This window comes from Streptomyces fragilis, assembly GCF_003112515.1.
Lineage (GTDB): Bacteria > Actinomycetota > Actinomycetes > Streptomycetales > Streptomycetaceae > Streptomyces > Streptomyces fragilis.
This window is the reverse complement of record NZ_BEVZ01000002.1, coordinates 1,536,522-1,556,379: the sequence shown is the minus strand read 5'-3', so window position 1 is coordinate 1,556,379 and position 19,858 is coordinate 1,536,522. Positions and strand designations below refer to the sequence as shown.

The window sequence follows — 19,858 nt, the reverse complement described above, 5'->3', positions numbered from 1 at the left end:
CTCACGGGGCGCTCGCCGCCGCGCCGCCCGGCTCCGCGAAGAAGCCGGCCAGGGCGTCGGCGAGCGGCCCGGGCGCCTCCTCGGCCACGTGGTGACCGGAGTCGATCCCGTGGCCGCGGACGTCGTCGGCCCAGTCGCGCCAGATCCGCAGCGGGTCGCCGTACAGCTCCTCGAGGTCGTCGCGCAGCGACCACAGGATCAGCGCGGGACAACGGATCCGCCGCCCCGCCGCGCGGTCGGCCTCCTCGTGGGCGCGGTCCACGGTGAGGCCCGCGCGGTAGTCCTCGAGCATGGCGCGCACCACCTCCGGACGGCGCACGGCGGCCAGCCGTTCGGCGTGGTTCTCCGGGCCCATCGCCTCGGGGTCGCCGCGGTACCAGCTGTCGGGGTCGGCGGTGATGACGCGTTCGGGAATCTCCGGCTGCGCGAAGAAGAACCAGTGCCACCACCGGGTGGCGAACTCCGCGCCGGCGCGGGCGAGATGCTCGGAGATCGGCAGGCAGTCCAGCAGCGCGACGCGGGTCACCGCCGCCGGGTGGTCCAGGGCGAGCCGCAGCGCGACGTACGAGCCGCGGTCGTGCCCGGCGACCTGGAACCGCGCGTGGCCCAACTCCCGCATCACCGCGACGAGATCGGCCGCCATGGCGCGCTTGGAATGGGCGCTGTGGTCGGGCGTGGGGTCGGGCCCGCGGGAGCGTCCGTAGCCCCGCAGGTCGGGGCAGACGACGGTGAAGCCACGCTGGACGAGGAGCGGCGCCACCCGGTGCCAGGTCGCCGAGGTCCGCGGGTGGCCGTGCAGGAGGAGGACGGGCGGGCCCTGGCCCCCGTGACGCAGGAAGATCGAGGCCTCGCCCGTGTCGATCCGGGTCTCGGTGAAGTCGGGGAACATCGGCGCCGTCCTTCCGCCGGCGGCCCGCCCCCCGGCCGGATCCGTGTACCCCGACGCGCCGCACGGCCACCTGGCCGCCCGGCCGGCCCGTCGCAACGAGGGGCTAGCGTGCAGTCATGACGACACAACAGCGGTTGAGTCTGGTGACGCTGGGCGTGGGCGATCTGCTCGTGAGCCGCCGCTTCTACAGCGAGGGACTGGGCTGGTCTCCGCTGCTCGACCTCGACGAGGTGGTCTTCTACCAGATGGGCCCGGGCCTGGCCCTCGCCCTGTTCCCGCTGGCCGATCTGGCGGCCGACGTGGGAAGTCCGGCGACGGCCGGGACGCCGTTCACGCTGGCGCGGAACGTGGGGTCGCCGGCCGAGGTGGACGAGGCGATGGCGCGGGCCGCAGCGGCGGGGGCGAAGGTGCTCAAGCCCGCGCAGCGGGCCGCCTTCGGCGGCTATCACGGCTACTTCGCCGACCCGGACGGTCACCGCTGGGAGATCTGCCACAACCCGGGCTGGTCGGTGGCGGAGGACGGCACGGTGTCGCTCACGACGGTGGACCCGGACGCCGCCTCGCGGTAGTCCGGGCCGGAAAGCCCGCCCCACCGTCCGTGCGGGACCGTCCGCCGCGGCCCGGTCGGCCCCGCCCCGCCGGTCCTGAAACCGCTTGGCCCACTGCGGGCGATCTTGGACCATGGACGCCGGCGGCCGGCACCGGCCGCCGGACACCGAGCCAGGGGGAAGCGCATGAGCCGTCCGTGGGAGACCGCCGACGCCGGAGCGGCGACCGGGGACACCGGCCGTCCCGCCGGGGGAAGCCCGGGGGGACGCGAGGAGGTGCGCTCCGGGCAGGCCGTGGTCGGGCCGGGCGTGACGCTGGTCTACGACGACCTGGGCCCCGCGGACGGCGTCCCGGTGCTCCTGGTGCACGGCCATCCCTTCGACCGGAGCATGTGGCGCCCGCAGGCCGCGGCGCTGGCCGGCGCCGGGTACCGGGTGATCCTGCCGGACCTGCGCGGCTACGGCGCGAGCGCGGTGGCCCCCGGGGCGACCGCGTGGCGGGACTACGCCGAGGACCTGGCCGCGCTGCTCCGGCTCACCGGAGTGCCGCGTGCCGTGGTCGCGGGGCTCTCCATGGGCGGGCAGATCGCCATGGAGTTCCACCGCCTCCACCCGGAGCGCACCGCCGCGCTGGTGCTCGCCGACACCTCGCCCGCCGCGGAGACCGAGGAGGGGCGCGCCTGGCGCCACGCGCTCGCCGACCGGCTGCTCGCCGAGGGCATGGACGGGTACGCCGCCGAGGTGCTGGACCGCATGATCACGCCGCGCCACGTGACCTCGATGCCCGAGGTCGCCGCGCACGTGGCCGGGATGATGCGCGCGACCGCGCCGGCGGGGGCCGCGGCGGCGCTGCGCGCGCGGGCCGGGCGGCCCGACTACCGGGACTCCCTGCGCGCGGCCCGGGTGCCCGTTCTGCTGCTGGTCGGCGAGGAGGACACCTACACCCCGGTGGCGGAGGCGGAGGCGATGCGCGAACTGGTGGACGACGCCCGTCTCGCCGTCGTGCCCGACGCGGGTCATCTGCCCAACCTGGAGCAGCCCGAGCGGTTCGACGCCGCGCTGCTGGACTTCCTGCGGGCCCGGCGGGAGGCGCTGGCACCGCCGCACCCGCTGCTGGCCCTGCTGCTCGACGCCGCGGAGGGCCGCTTCCCCGAGGCGGACGGCGCGGTCACCGTGCTGCCCCGGCCGCCGCACGGCCCGGAGTGCTCGGTGGCCTTCACCGGTCATGCGGTGGTGGCGACCTCGCTGCCCGCCGAGCGGGTGGGCGCCCTGGGCCCCGACGGCTTCGGCGGCTCGCTGGCCCCGGACTTCCTGCGCGCGCTGGCGGGGCCGTCCGGCCGCGTCGGCACGATCGACGCCGTCCTGGTCGCCCGCGGGTCCGGCGGACCTGCCCGGCTCGGCCCGCTCAGCGGCCTGGACGAGCATCCCCGGGTGCGGCACGCCCGCGGGCTGCGGCGCGGTGTGCGGGTGTTCGGTGACGAGCGGGGCCTGGTCACCCTGGCGGAAGGACCGGCGGGGCGCACGGAGCTGAGCATCGAGCTCTCCCCGGCCGCGGAGCACTCGCGCGGGTACGGCCGGTCCCTGCTGGCGGACGCGCTCACCCTGGTGCCGGTGAACACGCCGGTGTTCGCCGCGGTCGCCCCGGGCAACGCCCGTTCGCTGCGCGCCTTCCTGGCCGCCGGGTTCACCGTGATCGGCGCCGAGTCGCTGGTCGAGCCGGCCCGACCGGACAGCTGACGCCCCGGCGGCCCGGCCCGGGGCCTGAGCGCCCCGGGACCTCAGCGCCCCGGTGTCCCCGACACCCGGTGCTCCCATGCCCGGTGCCTCCATGCCCGGGGGCCTCAGCGTCCCGGGGCTTCGGCGCCCGGCGGGACGGGGCGCAGGGCCAGCAGGGCGATGTCGTCCGCCCCGTCCGCGCCGAGCCGGATCAGCAGCTCGTCCAGGAACACGTCCAGCGGCTCGCGCGCCAGGTCCGCGGTGTGCTGCCGCAGCCGCGACAGGGACTCCTCCAGTCCCTCGCCCCGGCGTTCGATCAGCCCGTCGGTGTAGAGCAGCACCGTGGCCCGGGGAGGCAGCCGCACGCGCGTGGCCGGACGCGGCATGTCGAAGCCGGTGCCCAGCATCAGCCCGGTGCCCTCCTCCAGGTAGCGGGTCTCGCCGTCCTCGGTGGTGAGCAGCGGCGGCAGGTGCCCGGCCGCCGAGTGGACGAAGTCCCAGGGCCCTTGCTCGGGCCCGCGGACCAGGCCGTACACGCAGGTGGCGGTGGCCTCCCGGTAGAGCGTGTGGTTGGCGATGTCCAGGCGTCGCACCACCTCGCCGGGCGGCTCCTCCCGGTCGACCGCGATGCCCCGGAGCATCGAGCGCAGCTGGCTCATGGCGACGGCCGCCGCCAGGTCGTGCCCCGCCACGTCGCCGATGGTCACCGCCAGGTCGCCGCGGGGCAGCACGAAGCAGTCGTACCAGTCGCCGCCCACCTCGGCGGTGACGGAGGACGGCACGTAGCGGGCGGCGACCTGCAGGTGGGGCAGCTCGGGCAGCACCGGCAGCAGGGAGCGCTGCAACTGCTCGGCGATGCCGCGGGTCGCCTCGTGGAGGCGGGTGTTGTCCAGGCCGACCGCGATGCCGTGCGCCAGGTCGTCGACGAAGGCGAGGTCGGCCTCGGTGAAGGGCCGGCCGGGTGTGGTGCGGGCCAGGGTGATCGCGCCCAGCACGTCACGGCGGGCGCGGAGGGCGGCCACCACCGCGCTGTCGGCCCCGAGCGAATCGAACAGGGCCCGGTGGCGGGCGTCCAGCGGGCTGCCGACCTGGCCCGGCGGCTGATCGGCCCCGCTCCCCTGGAGCAGCAGGGGACCCGCCCCGCGCAGCACCCGGGCCAGCGGTCCGCGCGCGCTCTCGGAGAGTGGCGGCAGGGCGCCCTCGAAGCCCGCGGCAGGCCGTCCGTGGCGGTCCCGGCGCACCACGCCGATCCGCTCCCCCGTTCCGTGGACGCCGAACAGGTCGATCACGCACCAGTCGGCCAGCCGTGCGGTGAGGATGCGGCACACCTCGCGCACCCCGCCGTCGGGGTCGGTGGAGTCGGTGACCGCCCGTCCGGTGTCCACGATCATCGCCAGGCGTGCCATCGCCTCGCTCCTCACGGGGGCGGCCCGCGGGTCCTCCCCCTCCTCCTCTCGGGTGACGACGGGGCGGGCCTCCGCGTGCGGCGGGTGCGCCTCCGGCTCCTCCGCGGCCCGGTCGCGCGCGCCTGGGGCTGCCTCGCCGGCCCTCGGGATGAGGTGGGCCACGAACAGGGTCCGGCCGTCGGCGGTGTGCTGCGTCTGGACGACCAGGCGGATGGGCACCTGCCGTCCGTCCCGGTGCAGGGCGGGCAGCGGGACGGACCGTCCCAGGATCCGGGCCCGTCCGGTGAACAGCAGCGAGGTGAACGCCTCCTTGTGCCGCTGCCGCAGGTGCTCGGGGATGATCGTGAGCAGTCTGCGCCCCACCAGTTCGTCCGGCTCCCAGCCCAGCAGCCCGGCGGCCGCCGCGTTCACCGCGACGATCCGGTTCTCCTCGTCGGCGGCGACGGTCGGGGTCCTGCTGTCGCGCACCTGGGCCGGGTCGAACGGCACCGTCTCCAGCGGGCCCGGCTTGGGGACGCGGGGGACGACCGTCCAGGCGGTCGGGTGTCCGCCGGCGAGCTGGCCGGCGATCTGGCCGAAGAGCCAGTTCCGCAGGGCGCGGACGGCCGGGACGGCGGGCCGGGCCAGCATCCGTCCGCTGCGGGCGGCCTCCTCCGCCTGGTCGAGCACCTGGCGCAGGATCAGCACCGACGGCGAGGCGTCGGCCGGCACCGACAGGGTGAGGCTGCTGGTGCCGACCTCCGAGGGCGGCTGCCGTTCGAGCGCGGCGGTCACCCAGACGCTGATCATGTGGTGGGTGTCGTTGGCGACGGCCAGGTCCTCGGGGCGGACGCCGAGGGCGTCGCCGCCCCACGCGGCGAGCGCCAGTTCCCGCAGCAGCTCGTGCCGGTTGCGGGTGGACGCCGTGTAGAGGGAGCCCGGCAGGTCGATCAGGGTGACGGTCCTGCGCGGCCCCGGGGCGTGGGCGGCGGCCCCCCAGCTGGAGGACGCCCGCGGCGTGCTCGGGGGACCGACCTCGAACCACACCGTCTTGCGGCCGGCGCCGGTCTCCACGCCGTAGCGGGTGGCCAGCCGCTGGACCAGGGCGAGTCCCTGCCCGGTGGACGTGAAGGGATGGAACTCCTGCTGCGGCATCACGCCGAGACCCGGCCGCTCGTCGCTCACCCTGACCTCGGTCCGGTCCTCCCGGGGCCGGATCGTGACCTCGACCGCGCTCCTGGCGTGCAGCACCGCGTTGCTCACCAGCTCGTCCACCAGGAGCTCGGCGTCCTCGCACCACTCGCCCGCGGCTCGGCCCAGGACCTCCCGCACGAACCTCCTGGCCTCCCCCACGCTCTCGGGGCGCGGGGCGAACCGGCGGGTGAGGGGCGCGTTCGGGGTGATGTCGGACATGCCCCTCAGTGTCCGTCACGCCGGGCGACCGGCCCGGCAGGCACCGCCGACCGAGGTCAGGCGGTGACCATGCGGAGGAAGGCGTCGAGGTTGTCCCGCATCCGGGCGATCTTGCCCTCCAGCCCCAGGCTCTCGTCGAAGCCGCGCCCGGCCGCGCTCTCCTTCAGGCCGCGCAGGTACAGCGAGCAGGCGAGGTCCGCGCAGAGGTACTGGCCGACGGTGTTGCCCTGCCTCCCGGCCTCACCGGTGCGGCGGGCGGACATCAGCACGACGTCCCCGCGGACGTGGGTGGTCAGGCACAGCGAGCACAGGGAACGGGCGGTGAAGCCGCGCGCGGCTCCCGCGGTGACCGCCCGCAGGGACAGACCCAGCAGCCCGCCGTCCTCCCGCTCGGTGACCAGGTAGGCGCGGTCGGGGGCGCCCGGATCCCGCCAGCCGAGGAAGTCCAGGTCCTCCCAGGGCCTCTCCGCCAGGTCCCTGGGCAGCCCGAGGCGCTTGGCCTCGCCCTTGGAGCAGTTCACGAAGCTGTTGCGGATGTCGGTTTCGGATATCTGTCGCACGCCACCGAGGCTAGGCCGCCTAATACCTTTAGGCAAAATGATTATTTCTCTAGGTGGTGGCGGTCACCGGCCGGGGCTCAGGGCTGTTCGGCCGGGCGCCCGCCGGTGACCCCGTAGTACTGCAGGTCCTGGACCTCGGGTGCGGTGGTGACGGCGAACCGGGTGACGGCCTCGGTGGTGGCCCTTCCGCCACGGGTGACCTCCGCGGTGGTGCGCCCGGGCCGCAGCGGCAGCAGCTCCGCCCGGACGCCCGCCGCGACGGTGAACCGCTCGTGCAGGTCGCCGACCGTGACGTCCACCGCCCCGGGCCCGGCCAGGAAGGTGAGCACCTCCACGGTGTCACGGGCGGGGGCCGAGCCGGGGCGCAGCCGCATGGGTTCCGCCCGGCCCGCGCCCCGGGCGCCGTGCGGCTGGACGCGGTGCGTGAGGTAGACCGTGTCGCGGACGACGCGCGGCCACGAGCCGGTCTTGAACCGGGCGAGGTAGTAGGAGCTCACGTCCAGGTAGGTGTGCCCGTTGTGCAGCGAGGGGGCGAACTGGGTGCTCTCCGAGTAGTCGTTCCAGGTGGTCAGCTGCACCCAGTCGGCGCCGTCCTCGATGGCGTGGTTCCAGCTCCCGCGCAGTGTCGCGGTGTTGCCCGCCTCGTCGTACACGCCTTGGTTGGGCCGGGCGTCCTGCACCGCCACCGGCTGCATCCAGAGCTTGCCGTGCTCGCGGGCCAGTTCCGCGTGCTCGGAGTAGTGCCCGAGGGTGCTGTGGCTGCGGCTGCCCCAGGTGGAGAAGCCGTACGAGAGGGGGGCGAACTCGGCGGCGTGCGAGGTCAGGTCGAGGAAGACGGGGACGAACGCGGTGCGCACGCCGTGCCGGGCGCGCAGGGTGTCCAGCACCTCGCGCCACCAGCCGGCCGGCTTCTCCTCCGCCTTGAACGGGGACACCACGAGCCGTCCGTCGTCGAGCCGGTGCGCGTTGGGCGAGGCGCCGAGCTCGGCGAGGGCCCGGGCGAGGGTGGCCGGGTCGGCGTCGAGGGACTTCATGTCCGGCATCAGCATGATGCGGAAGCCCGGGTCCTCCTCACGGGCGGCCCGCATCAGCAGCTGGACGCGTTCCCAGTTGGGGCCTTCCAGGGAGAGCAGGTCGACGCTGAAGCCGTCGATCCCCGCGGCCACGGCGGTGCGGACCTCTTGGCGGTAGTGCGCCGACCGCCAGTCGCCCGAGGCCGGTTCGACCGGGAGCGGCCGGTCGCGCAGCAGGCCTCCGTACGCGGCGTGCTTGCCGCTCTCTCCGTCGGCGGTGAGGTAGTTGCGCGCGTAGTAGTCCTCGTCGGCGGGGCGGTTGTCCAGGGAGAGCGGGTAGGGCGTGAAGTAGTGCGCGAACACCAGCCGGTCGCTCGAGCGCAGCCGCTCGGTGGACGGCAGGTCGAAGGGCAGCGGGTCGCGCGCCGCCGCGGCGGCGGAGCCGTCGCGGCCGCTCCCGGCGCCGAAGCCGAGCCCGGTGCCCGCGCCGACCAGCAGCAGGATGCCGACCAGGGCGGCGAGTCCGGCCCGGCGCCTGCTCCGGCCCGGTAAGGCGTGCCGCCGTGCTGTGGTGTTCTTCATGGGTGCCCTCCCCCGGCCGCGCGACGGGTCGGGCCGCGCGCCGCCCAGTCAAGCCGACCCGATGCCCGCCCGCAATGCCTCGAAGGGGTCACTCCGGCGTCCGGCGGGGCCCGTCCAGCTACCGGCGGGGCCCGTCCAGATAGGTCCGCAGCGCCTTCCCCGGCAGGGGGTGCATCAGGTCGCCGCGGACGCCGCGGGTGGTCCTCGCGGCCAGCAGCGAGTTGAGCACCGCTTCCTCGACGGCGTCGAGCACCGCCCGGAACAGCGGGTCGAGTGCGTCGTCCGGCACCGGCGCTCGCGGCGTGCGCGTGCCGAACGCGATGCCGTAGTCGCCGCTGCCGTGGGCGAAGGACGCGCCCACCCGCCCCAGGGCGTACACCGACCGGCGCGCCACGCGGGCCAGTTGACGGGCGTCCAGCGGCGCGTCGGTGGCGGTCACCACCATGCACGAGCCCGTGTCCGGCTCCGGGGGCCGGGCCGGCACGCCGACGTCCGCGGGCGTCACCTCACGGCCCGCCACCCGCAGCGTGCCCCCGAAGTTCGCCTGGACCAGGACGCCCACCACGGCGTCCCGCCCGGCCACGGGCACCAGGCGGGAGGACGTGCCGACGCCCGCCTTGAAGCCCAGCGCCGTGGTGCCCGTGCCGGCGCCGACGCATCCCTCGGCCACCGGCCCGCCGGCCGCCCCGTCCAGCGCGGCCCGTACGTGCTCCTCGCGCACCGGGCGGGAGCGGATGTCCGAGAGCAGTCCGTCGTTGCACTCCCCCACCACCGGGTTGAGGCTGCGCACCCGTTCACGGCCGGGCTGCTCCAGCACCCACCCGACCAGCGCGTCGGCGACCCGGAACGCGGACAGCGTCGAGGTGAGCAGCACCGGGGTCTCGATCGCCCCCAGTTCGGCGATCTGCGTCGCGCCGATCAGCTTGCCGTAGCCGTTGCCCGCGAACAGCCCGGCGGGCAGCGGGTGTTCCGGTCCGACCCCGTCGGGCACGACCGCCGTGACGCCGCTGTGCACCCGGGGCGGCTCCCACAGCGTGCTGTGCCCCACCCGCACTCCGGCCACGTCGGTGATCGCGTTGTGCGGACCGGTGGGGAACGGCCCCGCAGCCAGGCCGAGTTCGCGGGCACGGGCGGGGACGGACGGGGTGGGGCGGGGGGACGGGGCAGGGTGGGGGGACGGGGCGTCGCTCATGCCCGGCACGCTATCCCGCCGGCGTCACGTCCTCCGCGGCGCCGGGGCCGGCGGCCAGTTCGGTGAAGGAGTACGGCGGCCAGGGGCCCAGGAAACGGACCCGCACCGCGGGGTGGCTGTCCTGGACGTCGGCCAGCACGGTGCCGACGGTCTCGATCTCGTCCGCGGGCACCAGCAGGGCCGCCGACATCACTTCCGCCTCGCGGGGGTCGCGGACGCTGCGGGTGCGGTCCCGGATGTCCTCGACCACCGCGGCGAGGCGGCGGCGGACGTCGGCGTGGATGCCGTCCGCCAGCCGCTCGGACGCCTCCTTGCGCAGGCCCTCCAGTTTCTTGGCGAGCAGCCGGCGCATGCCGGGCGAGCGGTCGGCCATCTCGGCCTCCAGCGCGCGGGCCCGCTCGTCGTCCCCGGTGGCCGCCTCGCGGTCCACCGTGAGCTCGACGCGCAGTTCGGCGCGGCCGTCCAGTTCCCGCAGGCGGGCGCCGAGTTCCTCCGCCCGCTCGCCGAGCCAGGCGCGCAGCCGCTCCTCGGCGTCGGTCTCCGCGTCCGGCGCGACCAGCACGTTGAAGGTCATGGGCAGCACGGCGCCGGTGCGTTCCCAGACGGTGACCACCGCGCGGTCCTGTTCGACCACCCAGCGGCGCACCGTCTCGTCGCCTCCCTCGTAGGGCTCGGCCGGGCCGTCGTGCACCAGGGCCGCGATCCCCGTCCCGGGGGCGCGCAGGACGCGCAGCGGGCGGTCGTCGAGTCCTGTCACGCCTTCGGCCGGGTCGCCGGAGGCGTCGGGCAGGAGGGCGTAGACGTAGAGGGCGCGGTCGTTCATCGGCCCGCCTCCTCCGCCCAGCGCGCCGGGTTGACCAGCTTGTCCACCACGTCGTCCACCACCTCGTCCAGTCCGCGGTGGAGATCGGCCACGGAGGTGGTGATGCCGTGGTCCTCCTTGATCTCCTCCAGCGCCTCGTCCAGTTCGAGCAGGGCGTCGCCGAGGCGTTCGAGCTCCTCCTCGGTGAGGTCCCCGCCTTCCATCCGGCGCAGCGCCTGGCGTTCCAGCGCCTCCTGGATCACCTCGACCAGGGTGAGCACCAGGGCGAGGACGCCGTGCTTGAGACTCTTCTCGTCGACCGTGAGAGCCATGGGTTGTCGTCTCCTTGTCCTGCGGTGCTCGCCGTCACGCCACGGGGGCCGGGGTGTCCGGCCGGTCCGGGGCGAGCGGCACGTCGGGGGCGGCCGTCGCGGCCAGGGCGTCGGCCCACCGCCGGGGCTGTTCGGCGGCCAGGGTGACCCTCCCCTGGGACACCGTCTCCAGCACGATGACCAGTCCGTCGCCGGCGGGGCTGCGGCCGGGCTCGATGTGCGCGCCGAGGATTTCGCCGGGCGGCACGACCAGGGCCGGGCGGGCGTCCAGCGGCGACTTCCACATCAGCCCGGTGGGGCCGAGCCTGCCCTTGCCGCCCCGCCACAACGGGCCGCTGCGGCGCGGCTCCTGATACCAGAGATGCTCCTCCACCTCGTCCGCGGGCGCGGCCTCGGGGGCGGCGGGCAGTGCGGTCAGGCCGGGGTTGAGGTGGGTCAGCGCCTCGTGCAGACCGTGCGGGTCGGCGGCCGAGAGCAGGGCGGTGCGACCGTCGAGGGTGGCCACCCGCAGCCGGGTGCGCCGCTCGCCGCCGACGCTGGTCTCCGTCTCCAGCTGGACGGTGCGCAGGTCGCGGACCCCGGCCTCGAAGAGGACCTCCCGGGGGTCGCGGCGCAGCACCACCAGCCGCTGGTCGGTGAGGTGGACGCCGCCGGGGCGCCATCCGGTGTACACGCCCTCCTCGAGCAGGTGGCCGCCGGGCATCCGGGTCACCAGGCTCTCCCCCGCGCGCAGGTCGAGTTCGCGCCGCCCGGCGGAGCGTTCCGCCCAGGCGCGGGTGGACTCGTCCCACTGCCGGAGCATGCCGTACTCGAGCATGGTCTCCATGCCGGCGATGGCGGCGCGCAGGCTGACGCCGATGAGGGGGATGTCCGCGACCGCGACGATGAGGTCGAGGTGGAGCACGGCGCCCTTGTTCAGCAGCACCTCGACCAGGTCGTCGAGGGTGACCCTGGGGTCGCGGGTCGGCTTCATCGCGGGCCGCGGCTCGGTCACTCGGTCTCCTCCTCCTTCCGTGCGGTGCGGCGCGTCCCGGTGGTGCGGCGCGTTCCGGTGGTGCGGGTACGGCGCGTGGTGCGGGTGCGCCGCGCCGGCTTCTCCGGCTCGTCGGAGTCGTCCGCGTCCTCGGCCTTGTCCGGCTCCCCGGCCTTGTCCGGCTTCTTCGACTTCGCCGGTTCCTCGTCCTTGTCCGGATCCCCGGCCTCGTCCGGCCGGCCGGACGTGGCGGGCTCGTCGGTCCGCTCAAGCTGCGCGGCGGGCCCGCCGCCCCGTTCGGCGGCCGCGAGCGCCTGGGCGCTGCGCCAGCCGCACCAGGGGCACCAGTCCTCCAGCAGCTGTTTGGTGGGCACCTTCTTGTCGCACTGCGGGCAGGCCTCCTTCTCCTCCTTGGCCTCGCGCCACGCGGCGGTGTCGGTGTCGGTTCCGGCGGGGAACTCCAGGCCGTACCGGGAGGCCGTCTCGAAGGAGGCGAGCGCGGCACGCAGCCGGATGCCGAGGAGTTCGACGCCGGCCACCGAGACCATGATGTCGGCGTTGAGCACCAGGCCCTTGTCGAGGAGGGTCTCCACCACGTGGGCCAGGCTGCCCTCACCGTCCCGGCGCGGCTCGAGCGCGCGGGCGGTCGCCGCGGCGCGCGGCGGTGTCCCGAAAGAGCCAGGCCAGCGCTCCGGAGCACCCGGCGAGCCGGTGGCCTGACGGGCGGGAAGTCTGGGCTGTTCCTCGTTCATTCCCTACGCGTTACCGGTCCGTCCCCGCACACACCTGGCCCGTGCGCCCGCCGCGGCGGGACGTCCGTCACAGCGGTCGGCACGCGTCCGCGCCGCGTCCGGTCACGTTTCGCGCCGAAGGGGTACCCGGCACGGATGAGCGACGTGCACCAGGGCGCCCGGAGCGCCACGACCGACCGCCGGCCCTACCTGGCCGCGAGCACCGCTGTGGCGCTGAGCGCCTGGGTGGGAGCGCGGGCCGCGGGTTCCTCCGACGACTGGTACGCCACGCTGGACAAGCCGTCCTGGCAGCCGCCGGCGGCGGCCTTCCCGGCGGTGTGGACCCCGCTGTACGCCACGATCGCGTGGAGCGCCGGTCGCGCGCTGAGCCGCGCGCGTGGCCGCGAACGACGGGCCCTGGCAGCCCGCCTCGGTGCGAATCTGGCGCTGAACGCGTCCTGGACCTGGTTGTTCTTCGGCCGGCGCAGCCCGGCCGACGGTGTGTGGGGCGCAGTGCTGCTGGACGTGAGCAACCTCCAGCTGATCCGCCGTGTGGCGCGCAGCGACCGGAAGGCCGCCGCGGCACTGGTCCCGTACGCGGGCTGGTGCCTCTTCGCGACCGCCCTCAGCACCTCCATCGCGCGCCGCAACCGCTGAAGCACCTCCGTGGCGCGCCGCGACCGCTGACCGCGGCGGGGACCGGACCGGACCGGGCCGGACCGGCGCCGAGGGCCTTGGCCCTTGTGGCCGCGGTCAGCGCCCGCCGCTCCGCGCGGCGACGAGGGCCGCGGCCATCAGTTCGCCGTCCAGCACGGACGCGTCGGCCATCCGCGTGGCCGTCCCGTGCGCCTCGAGCAGGGCCTTGGTCATCCTCAGCCCGCCCCGCGGCCGCCGCAGCACCGGCCGCACCCACGCCTCGAGGGCGGCGTCGAGTTCGCTCTCCGGCTCGACCCGCTGGAGGACGGACCACCGCAGGGCCTCCTCCGCCCCCACCGGCCGTCCGGTCAGCACCATGTCGCGCACCCGGGCCGTCCCGACCTCGTCGAGCAGCCTGGGCAGCAGGCCGCCCCAGGCGACCGGCAGCCCCAGCGCCGCCTCCGGCAGCCGGAAGACGGCGTTCTCCGCCCCGATCCGCAGGTCGCAGGCGAGGGCGAGGGCGAACCCCGCGCCGACCGCCCGCCCTCGCACCTTGGCGACCGTGACCGCCGGGTTGCGGGACAGGGCCGCGCACACCCGGCGCGCCTTGTCCCCGCTGACCCGTATCCCCGTCCCGTCGGGGTCCTGCCGCAACTGCTCCTCGAACTCCGTGCGGTCGCCGCCGAGGCAGAAGTCCTCGCCGGCGCCGGAGAGCACGACCACCCGCACCGAGGGCTCCTGCCGCCGGAACACCTCCAGCAGGTCGTCCAGCATGGCCTCGCAGACGGCGTTGCCGCGCTCCGGCAGGTTCAGTTCGACGTGCAGCACGTCCGTGTCGCGCCGCACGCGCAGGGTCTTGTACAGGTCGACGGCCGTCATGTGGTCACTTCCAGGGAGGTGATGCGGCGGAAGACCAGCCGGGGCGCGTACACGGGCCCCTCGCCGGCCGACCGCAGGGTGGGGAAACGTTCCAGCAGGCCGGTGAGCAGTGCTCCGGCCTCCAGCCGGGCCAGCCCCGCGCCGAGGCAGTAGTGCACGCCGCCGCCGAAGGCGAGGTGCGCGCCGCGGCGCAGGACGTCGAAGGTGCCGGGGTCGGGATTGCGCCGCGGGTCGTGGTGGGCGGCCCCGAAGAGCACGTGCACCATGCCGTCCTTGGCGACGGGCACTCCCCCGAGGACGGTGTCCTCGGCGGCGATGCGGCTGTTCAGCCAGATCGGCGGGTCGTACCGCAGGGCCTCCTCGACGGCGTCGTCGACGTGTCGGGGGTTCTCCCGCAGTTGGCGCCACCGTGCGGGGTCGGCGAGCAGCAGGCGGACCACGGTCGACAGCAGCGTCGCGGTGGTCTCCAGGGAGGCGATGGTGACGAACATCGTCAGGTGGTAGAGCGCCTGGTCGGCGGCGTCACGGTCGTCCGCGTGCTGCTCGTCCCAGAACCGGATCCAGTCGGAGAGCACGTCCTGGCCGAGGTGGGCGCGGCGGTGCTCGATCAGTGCGGAGAAGTACGCCCGCATCTCCAGGGTCGCGGCCTCGGAGACGGCGAGTTCGCTCCGGGTGGGCAGCAGCTCCTGGGCGAAGACCTGACGGTGGGTGAAGCCGAGGATCCGGTCGTGGTCCCGCTCCGGGAGGCCGAGCCATCCGCCGACGGTCCGGATCGGCAGACGGTCGGCGACGACCGCCGCGAAGTCGGCCCTGCCGTGCGCCCGCAGCTCGCGGTCGAGCCGGTCGAGCAGGGTCCGGACGTGTTCCTCGACGGCGGGCCGCACGGCCTCCAGGGCGCCGCGGCCGAAGGGGTTGCCCAGGGACCGGCGCTGGAGGGTGTGCTCGGGCGCGTTCAGCCGGGAGAGGGTGCGGCTCATCTCCCGGGTGGCGGGCGCGTGCCAGCGTGCGGGGTCCGGCTGCCGTTCCTGCCACGCGATGTCCGGGGCGAGCCAGCCGCGGCCGCGCAGCACCTGGTCGGCCAGGTCGAACCCGGTGACGAAGTGTCCGCCCCAGGGCGCGGGGACCACGTCGCCGAGTTCCTGGAAGGCCCGGTAGACGGGGAGCGGGTCGCGCTGGCCCTCGGGTGACCGCAGGCGGCGGACCAGGGCGATCACCTCGCGCCGTCCGACCGGCCGGCGCGGCCCGGCGGCCGGTGCCGCGCCCCCCTGGCGCGGGACCGGCGGTGCGGGTGAGGGCGGAGGAGCGCTCGGAGGCCGTCCGGCCGCTTCCGGGTGGGCCGGGCAGCCTGCCGGGCTGCCGACGGCGGGACCGGCGGCTGTGCTCAACCTTCTCTCCTCACTCGTTGCTGCTGCCCACGGGCGGAGCCGGCGGGTCTCAGAGGCGGAAGACGTCGAGGAAGGTGCCCCAGAACCCCTTCCTGCGGGCCGGTGCGGCGGGCTGTCCGGCCGGTTCGCCGACGGCCCGGGGCGCCTGTTCGGGGGCGGCGGGCGGCAGCGGGTGGCGTCCGGTCGCGGCGGCCACCCGACCGGCCGGGGACGGGGCGAAGCGCACCGGGAGCGCCGCGAGCGCGCGGTGGAAGGGCCCCTGCCGCCAGGCGAGCTGCTCGGCGGGCACTTCCAGGGCCAGGTCGTCCAGCTCGTTGAAGAGCTTCTCCACCGCGGTGAGGGCGATCACCTGGGCCGGCGAGGAGGCCGGACACTTGTGCGGGCCCGCTCCCCAGGACAGGTGGGCGCCCTGGCTGCGGGAGCGGCGGGCGTGGTGGAGCGAGGGGTCCGCGTTCGCCCCGGCGAAGCTGATGACCACCGGGCTGTCCGCCGCGAGACGGACGCCGGCCAGGTCGACGTCCTGCTTGGGGAAGTGGGTGGCGTAGTTGGCGATGGGCGGGTTGTCCCACAGGACGTGTTCCATCGCCTCCTCGATCAGCAGGCCGGAGCCCTGCGGGGAGAGCATCAGCAGCACGGTGTTGCCGATGAGGTTGCGTTCGGGCTCGACCCCGGCGCCCATCAGCATCACCAGCTGGTCCTTGAGCTCGGTGTCGGTGAGCCCCGCCGGGTGCCGCACCAGGCGGCTGGTGAGGTCGTCGCCCGGTTCGCGGCGCTTGAGCGCCACCAGCTCCATCAGGCACGCCGTCAGTTCCTGGTCGGCGCGGATCGCGTCCCGGCCCTCGAAGATGGCCGCCATCGACGTGGTGAGCCGGTCGCCGATGTCCGCGGAGCAGCCGAACAGCTTGTTGAAGACCAGCAGCGGCAGCACCTTGGCGTACTCGTCGATCAGGTCGGCGCGGCCGCGCTCGCTGAAGCGGTCGATCAGGAAGTCGCCCATCTGCCGGACGTCGCGCGCCAGTTGCCGGACGTCGATCGCGTCGAGGCTGTCGGTGACCGCCTTGCGCAGCCGCAGGTGCTCCGCCCCGTCGGTGAACAGGCAGTTGGGCCGGAACATCATCATCGGCAGCACGGGACTGTCCAGGGCGATCCGCCCCTCGCGCAGGGCGCCCCAGCGGCGGGAGTCGCGGGCGAAGAGCGTGTCGTTCTGCAGCACCCGCAGCGCCGCCTCGTGGCCGACGACCAGGGTGGCCTCCACCCCGGGGGCGAGTTCCACCGGTCCGGCCGGGCCGGTGGCGCGCAGCCGGTCGTAGACGTCGTGCGGGGCGGCCGCGAAGTCCGCGCCGTGCATGGGGCAGCGGGCGGTGGTGCCGCCGTCGGCGGCGGGCGTGAAGTCCATGGGTTGCGTTCCTTCGGCGGCCCGGCGTCCTCGCGGACCGGACCTGGGGCGGGACGGGGAAGAACGGGTGCTCCCGCTCAGCCCGTGCGGCTGAGCAGGTGTCGGACGAGTTCCATGAGCGCCTCGGCGGAGGAGGCGACGTCCCGGGCGTCGCAGTGGACGACGGGCGTGTCGGGGAGCAGGTCGAGCGCCTCCCTGATCTCGCTCGCCTCGTAACGGACCGACGGGTCGAAGCTGTTGACCGCGACCGCGTACTCCAGGCCGAAGCTCTCCACCAGGTCGATGACCGGGAAGGTGGCCTCCAGTCGCGCCGGATCGACCAGCAGGAGCGCTCCCAGGGCGCCGACCGTCATGTCCTCCCACAGCTGCACGAACCGCTGCTGGCCGGGGGTGCCGAACAGGTAGAGGACCAGTTCGTCGCTGAGGGTGATGCGGCCGAAGTCCAGGGCGACGGTGGTGGTCTCCTTGGAGCCCGCCCCGCTGAGGTCGTCGACGGGGGCCGAGGCCGCGGTCATCCTCTCCTCGGTGCGCAGCGGTTCGATCTCGGAGAGGCTGCCGATGAAGGTCGTCTTGCCGACACCGAAGTGCCCCACGACGACGATCTTGACGGCTCTCCGGACACCGGCCGGGAGGTACGTCGCGGCCGGCCGGTCAGCCGAAAAGCGCGTGGAGTCCATGCAGCACCTCTTCGAGGGTCCCTCGGTCAACGGCTTGGGCCGGCGGCGGTGCGGCACGGCGCAGCAGATGCCCTTGTTCGGCGAGATCGGTCAGCAGCAGCCGGGCGACGGCGGTCGGCAGGCCCAGGTGGGCGGCCACCTCCGCCACGGAGAGGTAGCCGCCCGCGCAGATGTCCCAGATGGCGCGGACCTCGGGGCTGGCCCGCCGGGGCGGCTCCCGGTCGGGCGCCAGGGTGACCAGCGTGTGGAGCGACAGGTCCGTCGGGGACGGCAGCCGCCGCCCACCGGTGATGACGTAGGACCGGACGAAGTCACCGGTCACCAGGTCGTCCTCGGAGGGCCTCGTCATGCGTCGGCACCGGCGTCGTGGCGCACCGGCGAGGTCATGGCCTTCCCCAGGGCGGCGACCTGCTTCTGCATCCGGAAGGACATGGTCTCCATGTCCACGTCGAGCGCGGCGGAGGCGGCGAGGTAGGCGCCGCTGCCGGCCGCGATGAGGAAGATCCAGCCGCCGTCGTACTCGATCAGCGTCTGCTTCCAGGTCCCGTCGCCGCCGCCGACGAAGGGCGCGACGGCGCGGCTGAGGGACTGCATGCTGCTCATGGCTGCCGCGTTCTTCTCCGCGTCGTCCCGCTCGATGCCGGCCGACCGTTCCATCAGGAGTCCGTCGGCGGAGACGAGGATCGCGTGCCGGGCCCCGCGTACCGTCAGCACGTCGTCCAGCACCCAGGAAAGCTGGTCGTTCACTGCTCTTCCGATCCTTCCGAGATGGTCGTGTCCCGTCCGCGCGCGGTGCCCCGGGCGAAGGCCCCGAGCCGTGAGGCGGTGGTCTCGCTGTCGTCGCCGGCCGGGTGGTCGTGCCGCTCCGGCAGCTCGGGCCCGCCGGAGTCGGGCCGGGGCGTGCGCGCCGGCGTCCGCTCCGCCGCGACGCGGCGCCGCTTGGGCAGTCCTCCGGCGGTGGTGCCCACCGCGCGGGTGGCCGCGGTCGGGACGACGGCGGGGGCGGCGGGGGCGAGGTCGCGGATCCGTGCGCCGGCCGCCGGGGCTCCCGCGCCGGCCCGGCCGGCCGGGGCGTCGGCGTCCGCGTCGGCGGTCAGGAGGTCCCCCGGCAGCAGGACGACCGCGCGCACCCCGCCGTACGGGGAGGGCGTGTCGACGGAGACGCGGAAGCCGTAGCGGGCGGCGAGCACCCCGGAGACGGCGAAGCCGAATTTCGGCGGGTTGCCCAGCGCGAGCAGGTCCACCGGCCCCTGCGGGGAGAGCAGTGCGGCGGCACGGTCCTTCTCCTCCTGGCTCATGCCGACGCCGTAGTCGTCGACGATCAGGCAGACCCCGTTGGGCACCGCCTGGATGCCGACCACGACCGGCATCTCGGGGGCGCTGTAGTTGGTGGCGTTGGCCAGCAGCTCGGCGAGCACCACCGCCAGGGGCTCGACGGCCCTGCTGACGACCGTGACGTTCACCTGGGCGTTGATCTCCACCCGGTCGAAGTGGCGGATGCGGCCCTGGGCGCTGCGCGCCACGTCGAAGACGGAGGCCGGGTGCTCACGGCGTCCCAGCCAGCCGCCGCAGAGCACCGCGATGCCCTGGGCGCGGCGGTTGAACTGGCTGTTGGCGTGGTCGATCTCCATCAGGTCGGCCACCACGCCCGGGTCGTCCCCGTAGTTCTTCTGCGTGCGGTCGATGATCAGCTGCTGCTCGTCGGCCAGCACCTGCAGGGTGCGCATCGCGGCCTTGAGGACGGCCTTGGTCTCCTCCTCGGCCTCCTGGCGGACCTCGGCGAGCGCCTCGCGGTGACGCTGTTCGAGCGCGGCGGTCTCCTCGCGCAGCAGCGCCCGCCCGGCCTTCTCCGCCCCGAGCTCCCGCCGGAGGGCGTCCTCCTGGACGCGGAGCGCCATGTTGGTCCGCCGCGCCCGGGTGACCGCGGCGACGGCGGCTCCGAGCACCACCAGCAGGATCCACAGGAGTGGATCCCGGAGCAAAGACGTCATCGGACTCTCTTCACGTCGCGTTCCTGACAGCGGTCCTGCGGCCGCACGGCACATTCCGCTTGACGCACCGTCAACCTGTGAGGGAGCTGTCACCCTAGCAGTAGATGGAGGTGCCAACTATCTCCACAAGGCCCCCACCTCAGGGCATACGAGGACGTAGCAGCCGGGTAGCGCACATCACAACAAGATCGCACCGAGCGGTGGTTGGACTCGCGACGGCGTCAACACCCGTTTGTCAAGGGCCTGTTGATCCATTCCGCTTCGGGTCGCGGTCGGATCCGGGCCACAGGTACGGGATGTCGTCGGGGACGCCGGGGAAGCGCTCCGCGTACTCCTGCGGGTCCTTGCGCAGCAGTGCCGAGCGATGACTGCGGTGGAACGCCGCGTTGCCCAGCCAGGGCGGGAGTTCGGCCGCCTCGGCGAGCGCCTTCTGGACCCGGGCCTGCGGGGCGTCGGGGCGGAACGCGGCGTACTCGGCGGTCAGGGAGTCGGCGCAGGTGTCGGGCCGGCCCTGCTCCTGCCAGACCCGGCAGACCTCGAGCCCGTAGCGGACCAGGGCCTCCTCGTAGCCCGCCCACATGCGCACCGCGGGGTGGCTCTGCCAGCCGTAGCCGGGCACCGTCAGGGCCCGGAAGACCTGGAGGGCCTCGACCCGCTGCTTGCCGAGCCGGCGCCGGTCGAGCACCAGCGCGGACCGCCGGAAGTCCCGGTACGGGAGGAAGGTCTGCACGCGGAGCCGACTACCCGGCCGCACCCGG

Annotated in this window: 19 protein-coding genes and 1 pseudogene; 3 read left to right on the top strand and 17 right to left on the bottom strand. The window is 74.8% G+C overall.

The features are described from left to right. Position 1 precedes the first annotated feature (1 nt). Positions 2-889 carry an alpha/beta fold hydrolase gene (locus Sfr03f_RS08575; protein WP_108953040.1) on the bottom strand — a complete coding sequence of 296 codons (888 nt, stop codon included), beginning with the start codon at positions 887-889 and terminating at the stop codon, positions 2-4. Positions 890-1,005: 116 nt separating this feature from the next. Between Sfr03f_RS08575 and Sfr03f_RS08570 the strand changes: the two genes are divergently transcribed. Together Sfr03f_RS08570 and Sfr03f_RS31160 are read left to right on the top strand one after the other, a co-directional pair. Then, positions 1,006-1,458 (top strand): VOC family protein, encoded by a 453-nt coding sequence (locus tag Sfr03f_RS08570; RefSeq protein ID WP_108953039.1) that lies wholly within the window; start codon positions 1,006-1,008, stop codon positions 1,456-1,458. 273 nt (positions 1,459-1,731) lie between these two features. Next, positions 1,732-2,511 (top strand): annotated as a pseudogene (locus Sfr03f_RS31160) (alpha/beta fold hydrolase); the annotation flags it as partial. A 767-nt stretch (positions 2,512-3,278) separates the two neighbouring features. On the opposite strand, the gene Sfr03f_RS08555 reads toward Sfr03f_RS31160, so the two are convergent. The 8 genes from Sfr03f_RS08555 to Sfr03f_RS31500 all read right to left on the bottom strand — a co-directional run bounded on the left by Sfr03f_RS08555 (position 3,279) and on the right by Sfr03f_RS31500 (position 12,157). Continuing rightward, complete coding sequence (locus tag Sfr03f_RS08555) at positions 3,279-5,951, bottom strand: SpoIIE family protein phosphatase (RefSeq protein WP_108953038.1); 2,673 nt, start codon at positions 5,949-5,951, stop codon at positions 3,279-3,281. 56 nt (positions 5,952-6,007) lie between these two features. Next, entirely contained in the window at positions 6,008-6,511 is a 504-nt protein-coding gene (locus Sfr03f_RS08550; protein WP_108953037.1) for an FBP domain-containing protein, read from the bottom strand. A 77-nt stretch (positions 6,512-6,588) separates the two neighbouring features. Beyond that, the gene (locus Sfr03f_RS08545; RefSeq protein WP_108953036.1) at positions 6,589-8,106 is read right to left on the bottom strand and encodes a glycoside hydrolase family 71 protein; all 1,518 of its coding nucleotides are present in this window, start codon (positions 8,104-8,106) and stop codon (positions 6,589-6,591) included. A 118-nt stretch (positions 8,107-8,224) separates the two neighbouring features. After that, on the bottom strand, positions 8,225-9,298 hold the full coding sequence (locus Sfr03f_RS08540) for a P1 family peptidase (protein ID WP_108953544.1): 1,074 nt from the start codon (positions 9,296-9,298) through the stop codon (positions 8,225-8,227). 10 nt (positions 9,299-9,308) lie between these two features. Continuing rightward, positions 9,309-10,121, bottom strand: coding sequence for a GvpL/GvpF family gas vesicle protein (locus tag Sfr03f_RS08535; protein ID WP_108953035.1), 813 nt, complete (start codon positions 10,119-10,121; stop codon positions 9,309-9,311). After that, positions 10,118-10,432 (bottom strand): gas vesicle protein K, encoded by a 315-nt coding sequence (locus Sfr03f_RS08530; protein ID WP_108953034.1) that lies wholly within the window; start codon positions 10,430-10,432, stop codon positions 10,118-10,120. The genes Sfr03f_RS08535 and Sfr03f_RS08530 overlap by 4 nt, the downstream gene beginning before the upstream one ends. Positions 10,433-10,466: 34 nt before the next feature. After that, the gene (locus Sfr03f_RS08525) at positions 10,467-11,426 is read right to left on the bottom strand and encodes a gas vesicle protein (RefSeq protein WP_245967463.1); all 960 of its coding nucleotides are present in this window, start codon (positions 11,424-11,426) and stop codon (positions 10,467-10,469) included. Further along, positions 11,423-12,157 carry a gas vesicle protein gene (locus Sfr03f_RS31500; protein ID WP_281262826.1) on the bottom strand — a complete coding sequence of 245 codons (735 nt, stop codon included), beginning with the start codon at positions 12,155-12,157 and terminating at the stop codon, positions 11,423-11,425. Before Sfr03f_RS31500 ends, Sfr03f_RS08525 begins: the two co-directional genes overlap by 4 nt. Positions 12,158-12,292: 135 nt before the next feature. On the opposite strand from Sfr03f_RS31500, the gene Sfr03f_RS08515 reads away from it, so the two are divergent. Further along, on the top strand, positions 12,293-12,793 hold the full coding sequence (locus tag Sfr03f_RS08515; protein ID WP_108953033.1) for a TspO/MBR family protein: 501 nt from the start codon (positions 12,293-12,295) through the stop codon (positions 12,791-12,793). A gap of 96 nt (positions 12,794-12,889) precedes the next feature. Here Sfr03f_RS08515 and Sfr03f_RS08510 read toward each other — a convergent pair whose 3' ends face one another. The 8 genes from Sfr03f_RS08510 to Sfr03f_RS08475 form a co-directional block, all read right to left on the bottom strand. Then, complete coding sequence (locus tag Sfr03f_RS08510; protein WP_108953032.1) at positions 12,890-13,651, bottom strand: enoyl-CoA hydratase/isomerase family protein; 762 nt, start codon at positions 13,649-13,651, stop codon at positions 12,890-12,892. Beyond that, complete coding sequence (locus tag Sfr03f_RS08505) at positions 13,648-14,856, bottom strand: cytochrome P450 (protein ID WP_108953542.1); 1,209 nt, start codon at positions 14,854-14,856, stop codon at positions 13,648-13,650. Before Sfr03f_RS08505 ends, Sfr03f_RS08510 begins: the two co-directional genes overlap by 4 nt. Before the next feature lie 229 nt (positions 14,857-15,085). Beyond that, positions 15,086-16,432, bottom strand: coding sequence for a cytochrome P450 family protein (locus Sfr03f_RS08500; RefSeq protein ID WP_245967462.1), 1,347 nt, complete (start codon positions 16,430-16,432; stop codon positions 15,086-15,088). A gap of 77 nt (positions 16,433-16,509) precedes the next feature. After that, positions 16,510-17,109: a GTP-binding protein gene (locus tag Sfr03f_RS08495; RefSeq protein ID WP_108953031.1), complete on the bottom strand. Its 600-nt coding sequence runs from the start codon at positions 17,107-17,109 to the stop codon at positions 16,510-16,512. Then, positions 17,084-17,458, bottom strand: coding sequence for a DUF742 domain-containing protein (locus Sfr03f_RS08490; RefSeq protein ID WP_108953030.1), 375 nt, complete (start codon positions 17,456-17,458; stop codon positions 17,084-17,086). The genes Sfr03f_RS08495 and Sfr03f_RS08490 overlap by 26 nt, the downstream gene beginning before the upstream one ends. After that, the gene (locus tag Sfr03f_RS08485; protein ID WP_108953029.1) at positions 17,455-17,856 is read right to left on the bottom strand and encodes a roadblock/LC7 domain-containing protein; all 402 of its coding nucleotides are present in this window, start codon (positions 17,854-17,856) and stop codon (positions 17,455-17,457) included. The genes Sfr03f_RS08490 and Sfr03f_RS08485 overlap by 4 nt, the downstream gene beginning before the upstream one ends. Then, on the bottom strand, positions 17,853-19,100 hold the full coding sequence (locus Sfr03f_RS08480) for an ATP-binding protein (RefSeq protein ID WP_108953028.1): 1,248 nt from the start codon (positions 19,098-19,100) through the stop codon (positions 17,853-17,855). The genes Sfr03f_RS08485 and Sfr03f_RS08480 overlap by 4 nt, the downstream gene beginning before the upstream one ends. Positions 19,101-19,335: 235 nt before the next feature. After that, positions 19,336-19,830, bottom strand: a complete 495-nt coding sequence (locus Sfr03f_RS08475) for an MSMEG_6728 family protein (RefSeq protein ID WP_108953027.1) — start codon at positions 19,828-19,830, stop codon at positions 19,336-19,338. Positions 19,831-19,858: the final 28 nt, after the last annotated feature.

Coding starts and splice junctions, on each gene's coding strand:
- Sfr03f_RS08530 (WP_108953034.1), bottom strand. CDS start 10,432: ATGGCTCTCACGGTCGACGAGAAGAGTCTCAAGCACGGCGTCCTCGCC.
- Sfr03f_RS08570 (WP_108953039.1), top strand. CDS start 1,006: ATGACGACACAACAGCGGTTGAGTCTGGTGACGCTGGGCGTGGGCGAT.
- Sfr03f_RS31500 (WP_281262826.1), bottom strand. CDS start 12,157: ATGAACGAGGAACAGCCCAGACTTCCCGCCCGTCAGGCCACCGGCTCG.
- Sfr03f_RS08500 (WP_245967462.1), bottom strand. CDS start 16,432: ATGGACTTCACGCCCGCCGCCGACGGCGGCACCACCGCCCGCTGCCCC.
- Sfr03f_RS08575 (WP_108953040.1), bottom strand. CDS start 889: ATGTTCCCCGACTTCACCGAGACCCGGATCGACACGGGCGAGGCCTCG.
- Sfr03f_RS08490 (WP_108953030.1), bottom strand. CDS start 17,458: ATGACGAGGCCCTCCGAGGACGACCTGGTGACCGGTGACTTCGTCCGG.
- Sfr03f_RS08540 (WP_108953544.1), bottom strand. CDS start 9,298: ATGAGCGACGCCCCGTCCCCCCACCCTGCCCCGTCCCCCCGCCCCACC.
- Sfr03f_RS08480 (WP_108953028.1), bottom strand. CDS start 19,100: ATGACGTCTTTGCTCCGGGATCCACTCCTGTGGATCCTGCTGGTGGTG.
- Sfr03f_RS08545 (WP_108953036.1), bottom strand. CDS start 8,106: ATGAAGAACACCACAGCACGGCGGCACGCCTTACCGGGCCGGAGCAGG.
- Sfr03f_RS08510 (WP_108953032.1), bottom strand. CDS start 13,651: ATGACGGCCGTCGACCTGTACAAGACCCTGCGCGTGCGGCGCGACACG.
- Sfr03f_RS08495 (WP_108953031.1), bottom strand. CDS start 17,109: ATGGACTCCACGCGCTTTTCGGCTGACCGGCCGGCCGCGACGTACCTC.
- Sfr03f_RS08515 (WP_108953033.1), top strand. CDS start 12,293: ATGAGCGACGTGCACCAGGGCGCCCGGAGCGCCACGACCGACCGCCGG.
- Sfr03f_RS08535 (WP_108953035.1), bottom strand. CDS start 10,121: ATGAACGACCGCGCCCTCTACGTCTACGCCCTCCTGCCCGACGCCTCC.
- Sfr03f_RS08555 (WP_108953038.1), bottom strand. CDS start 5,951: ATGTCCGACATCACCCCGAACGCGCCCCTCACCCGCCGGTTCGCCCCG.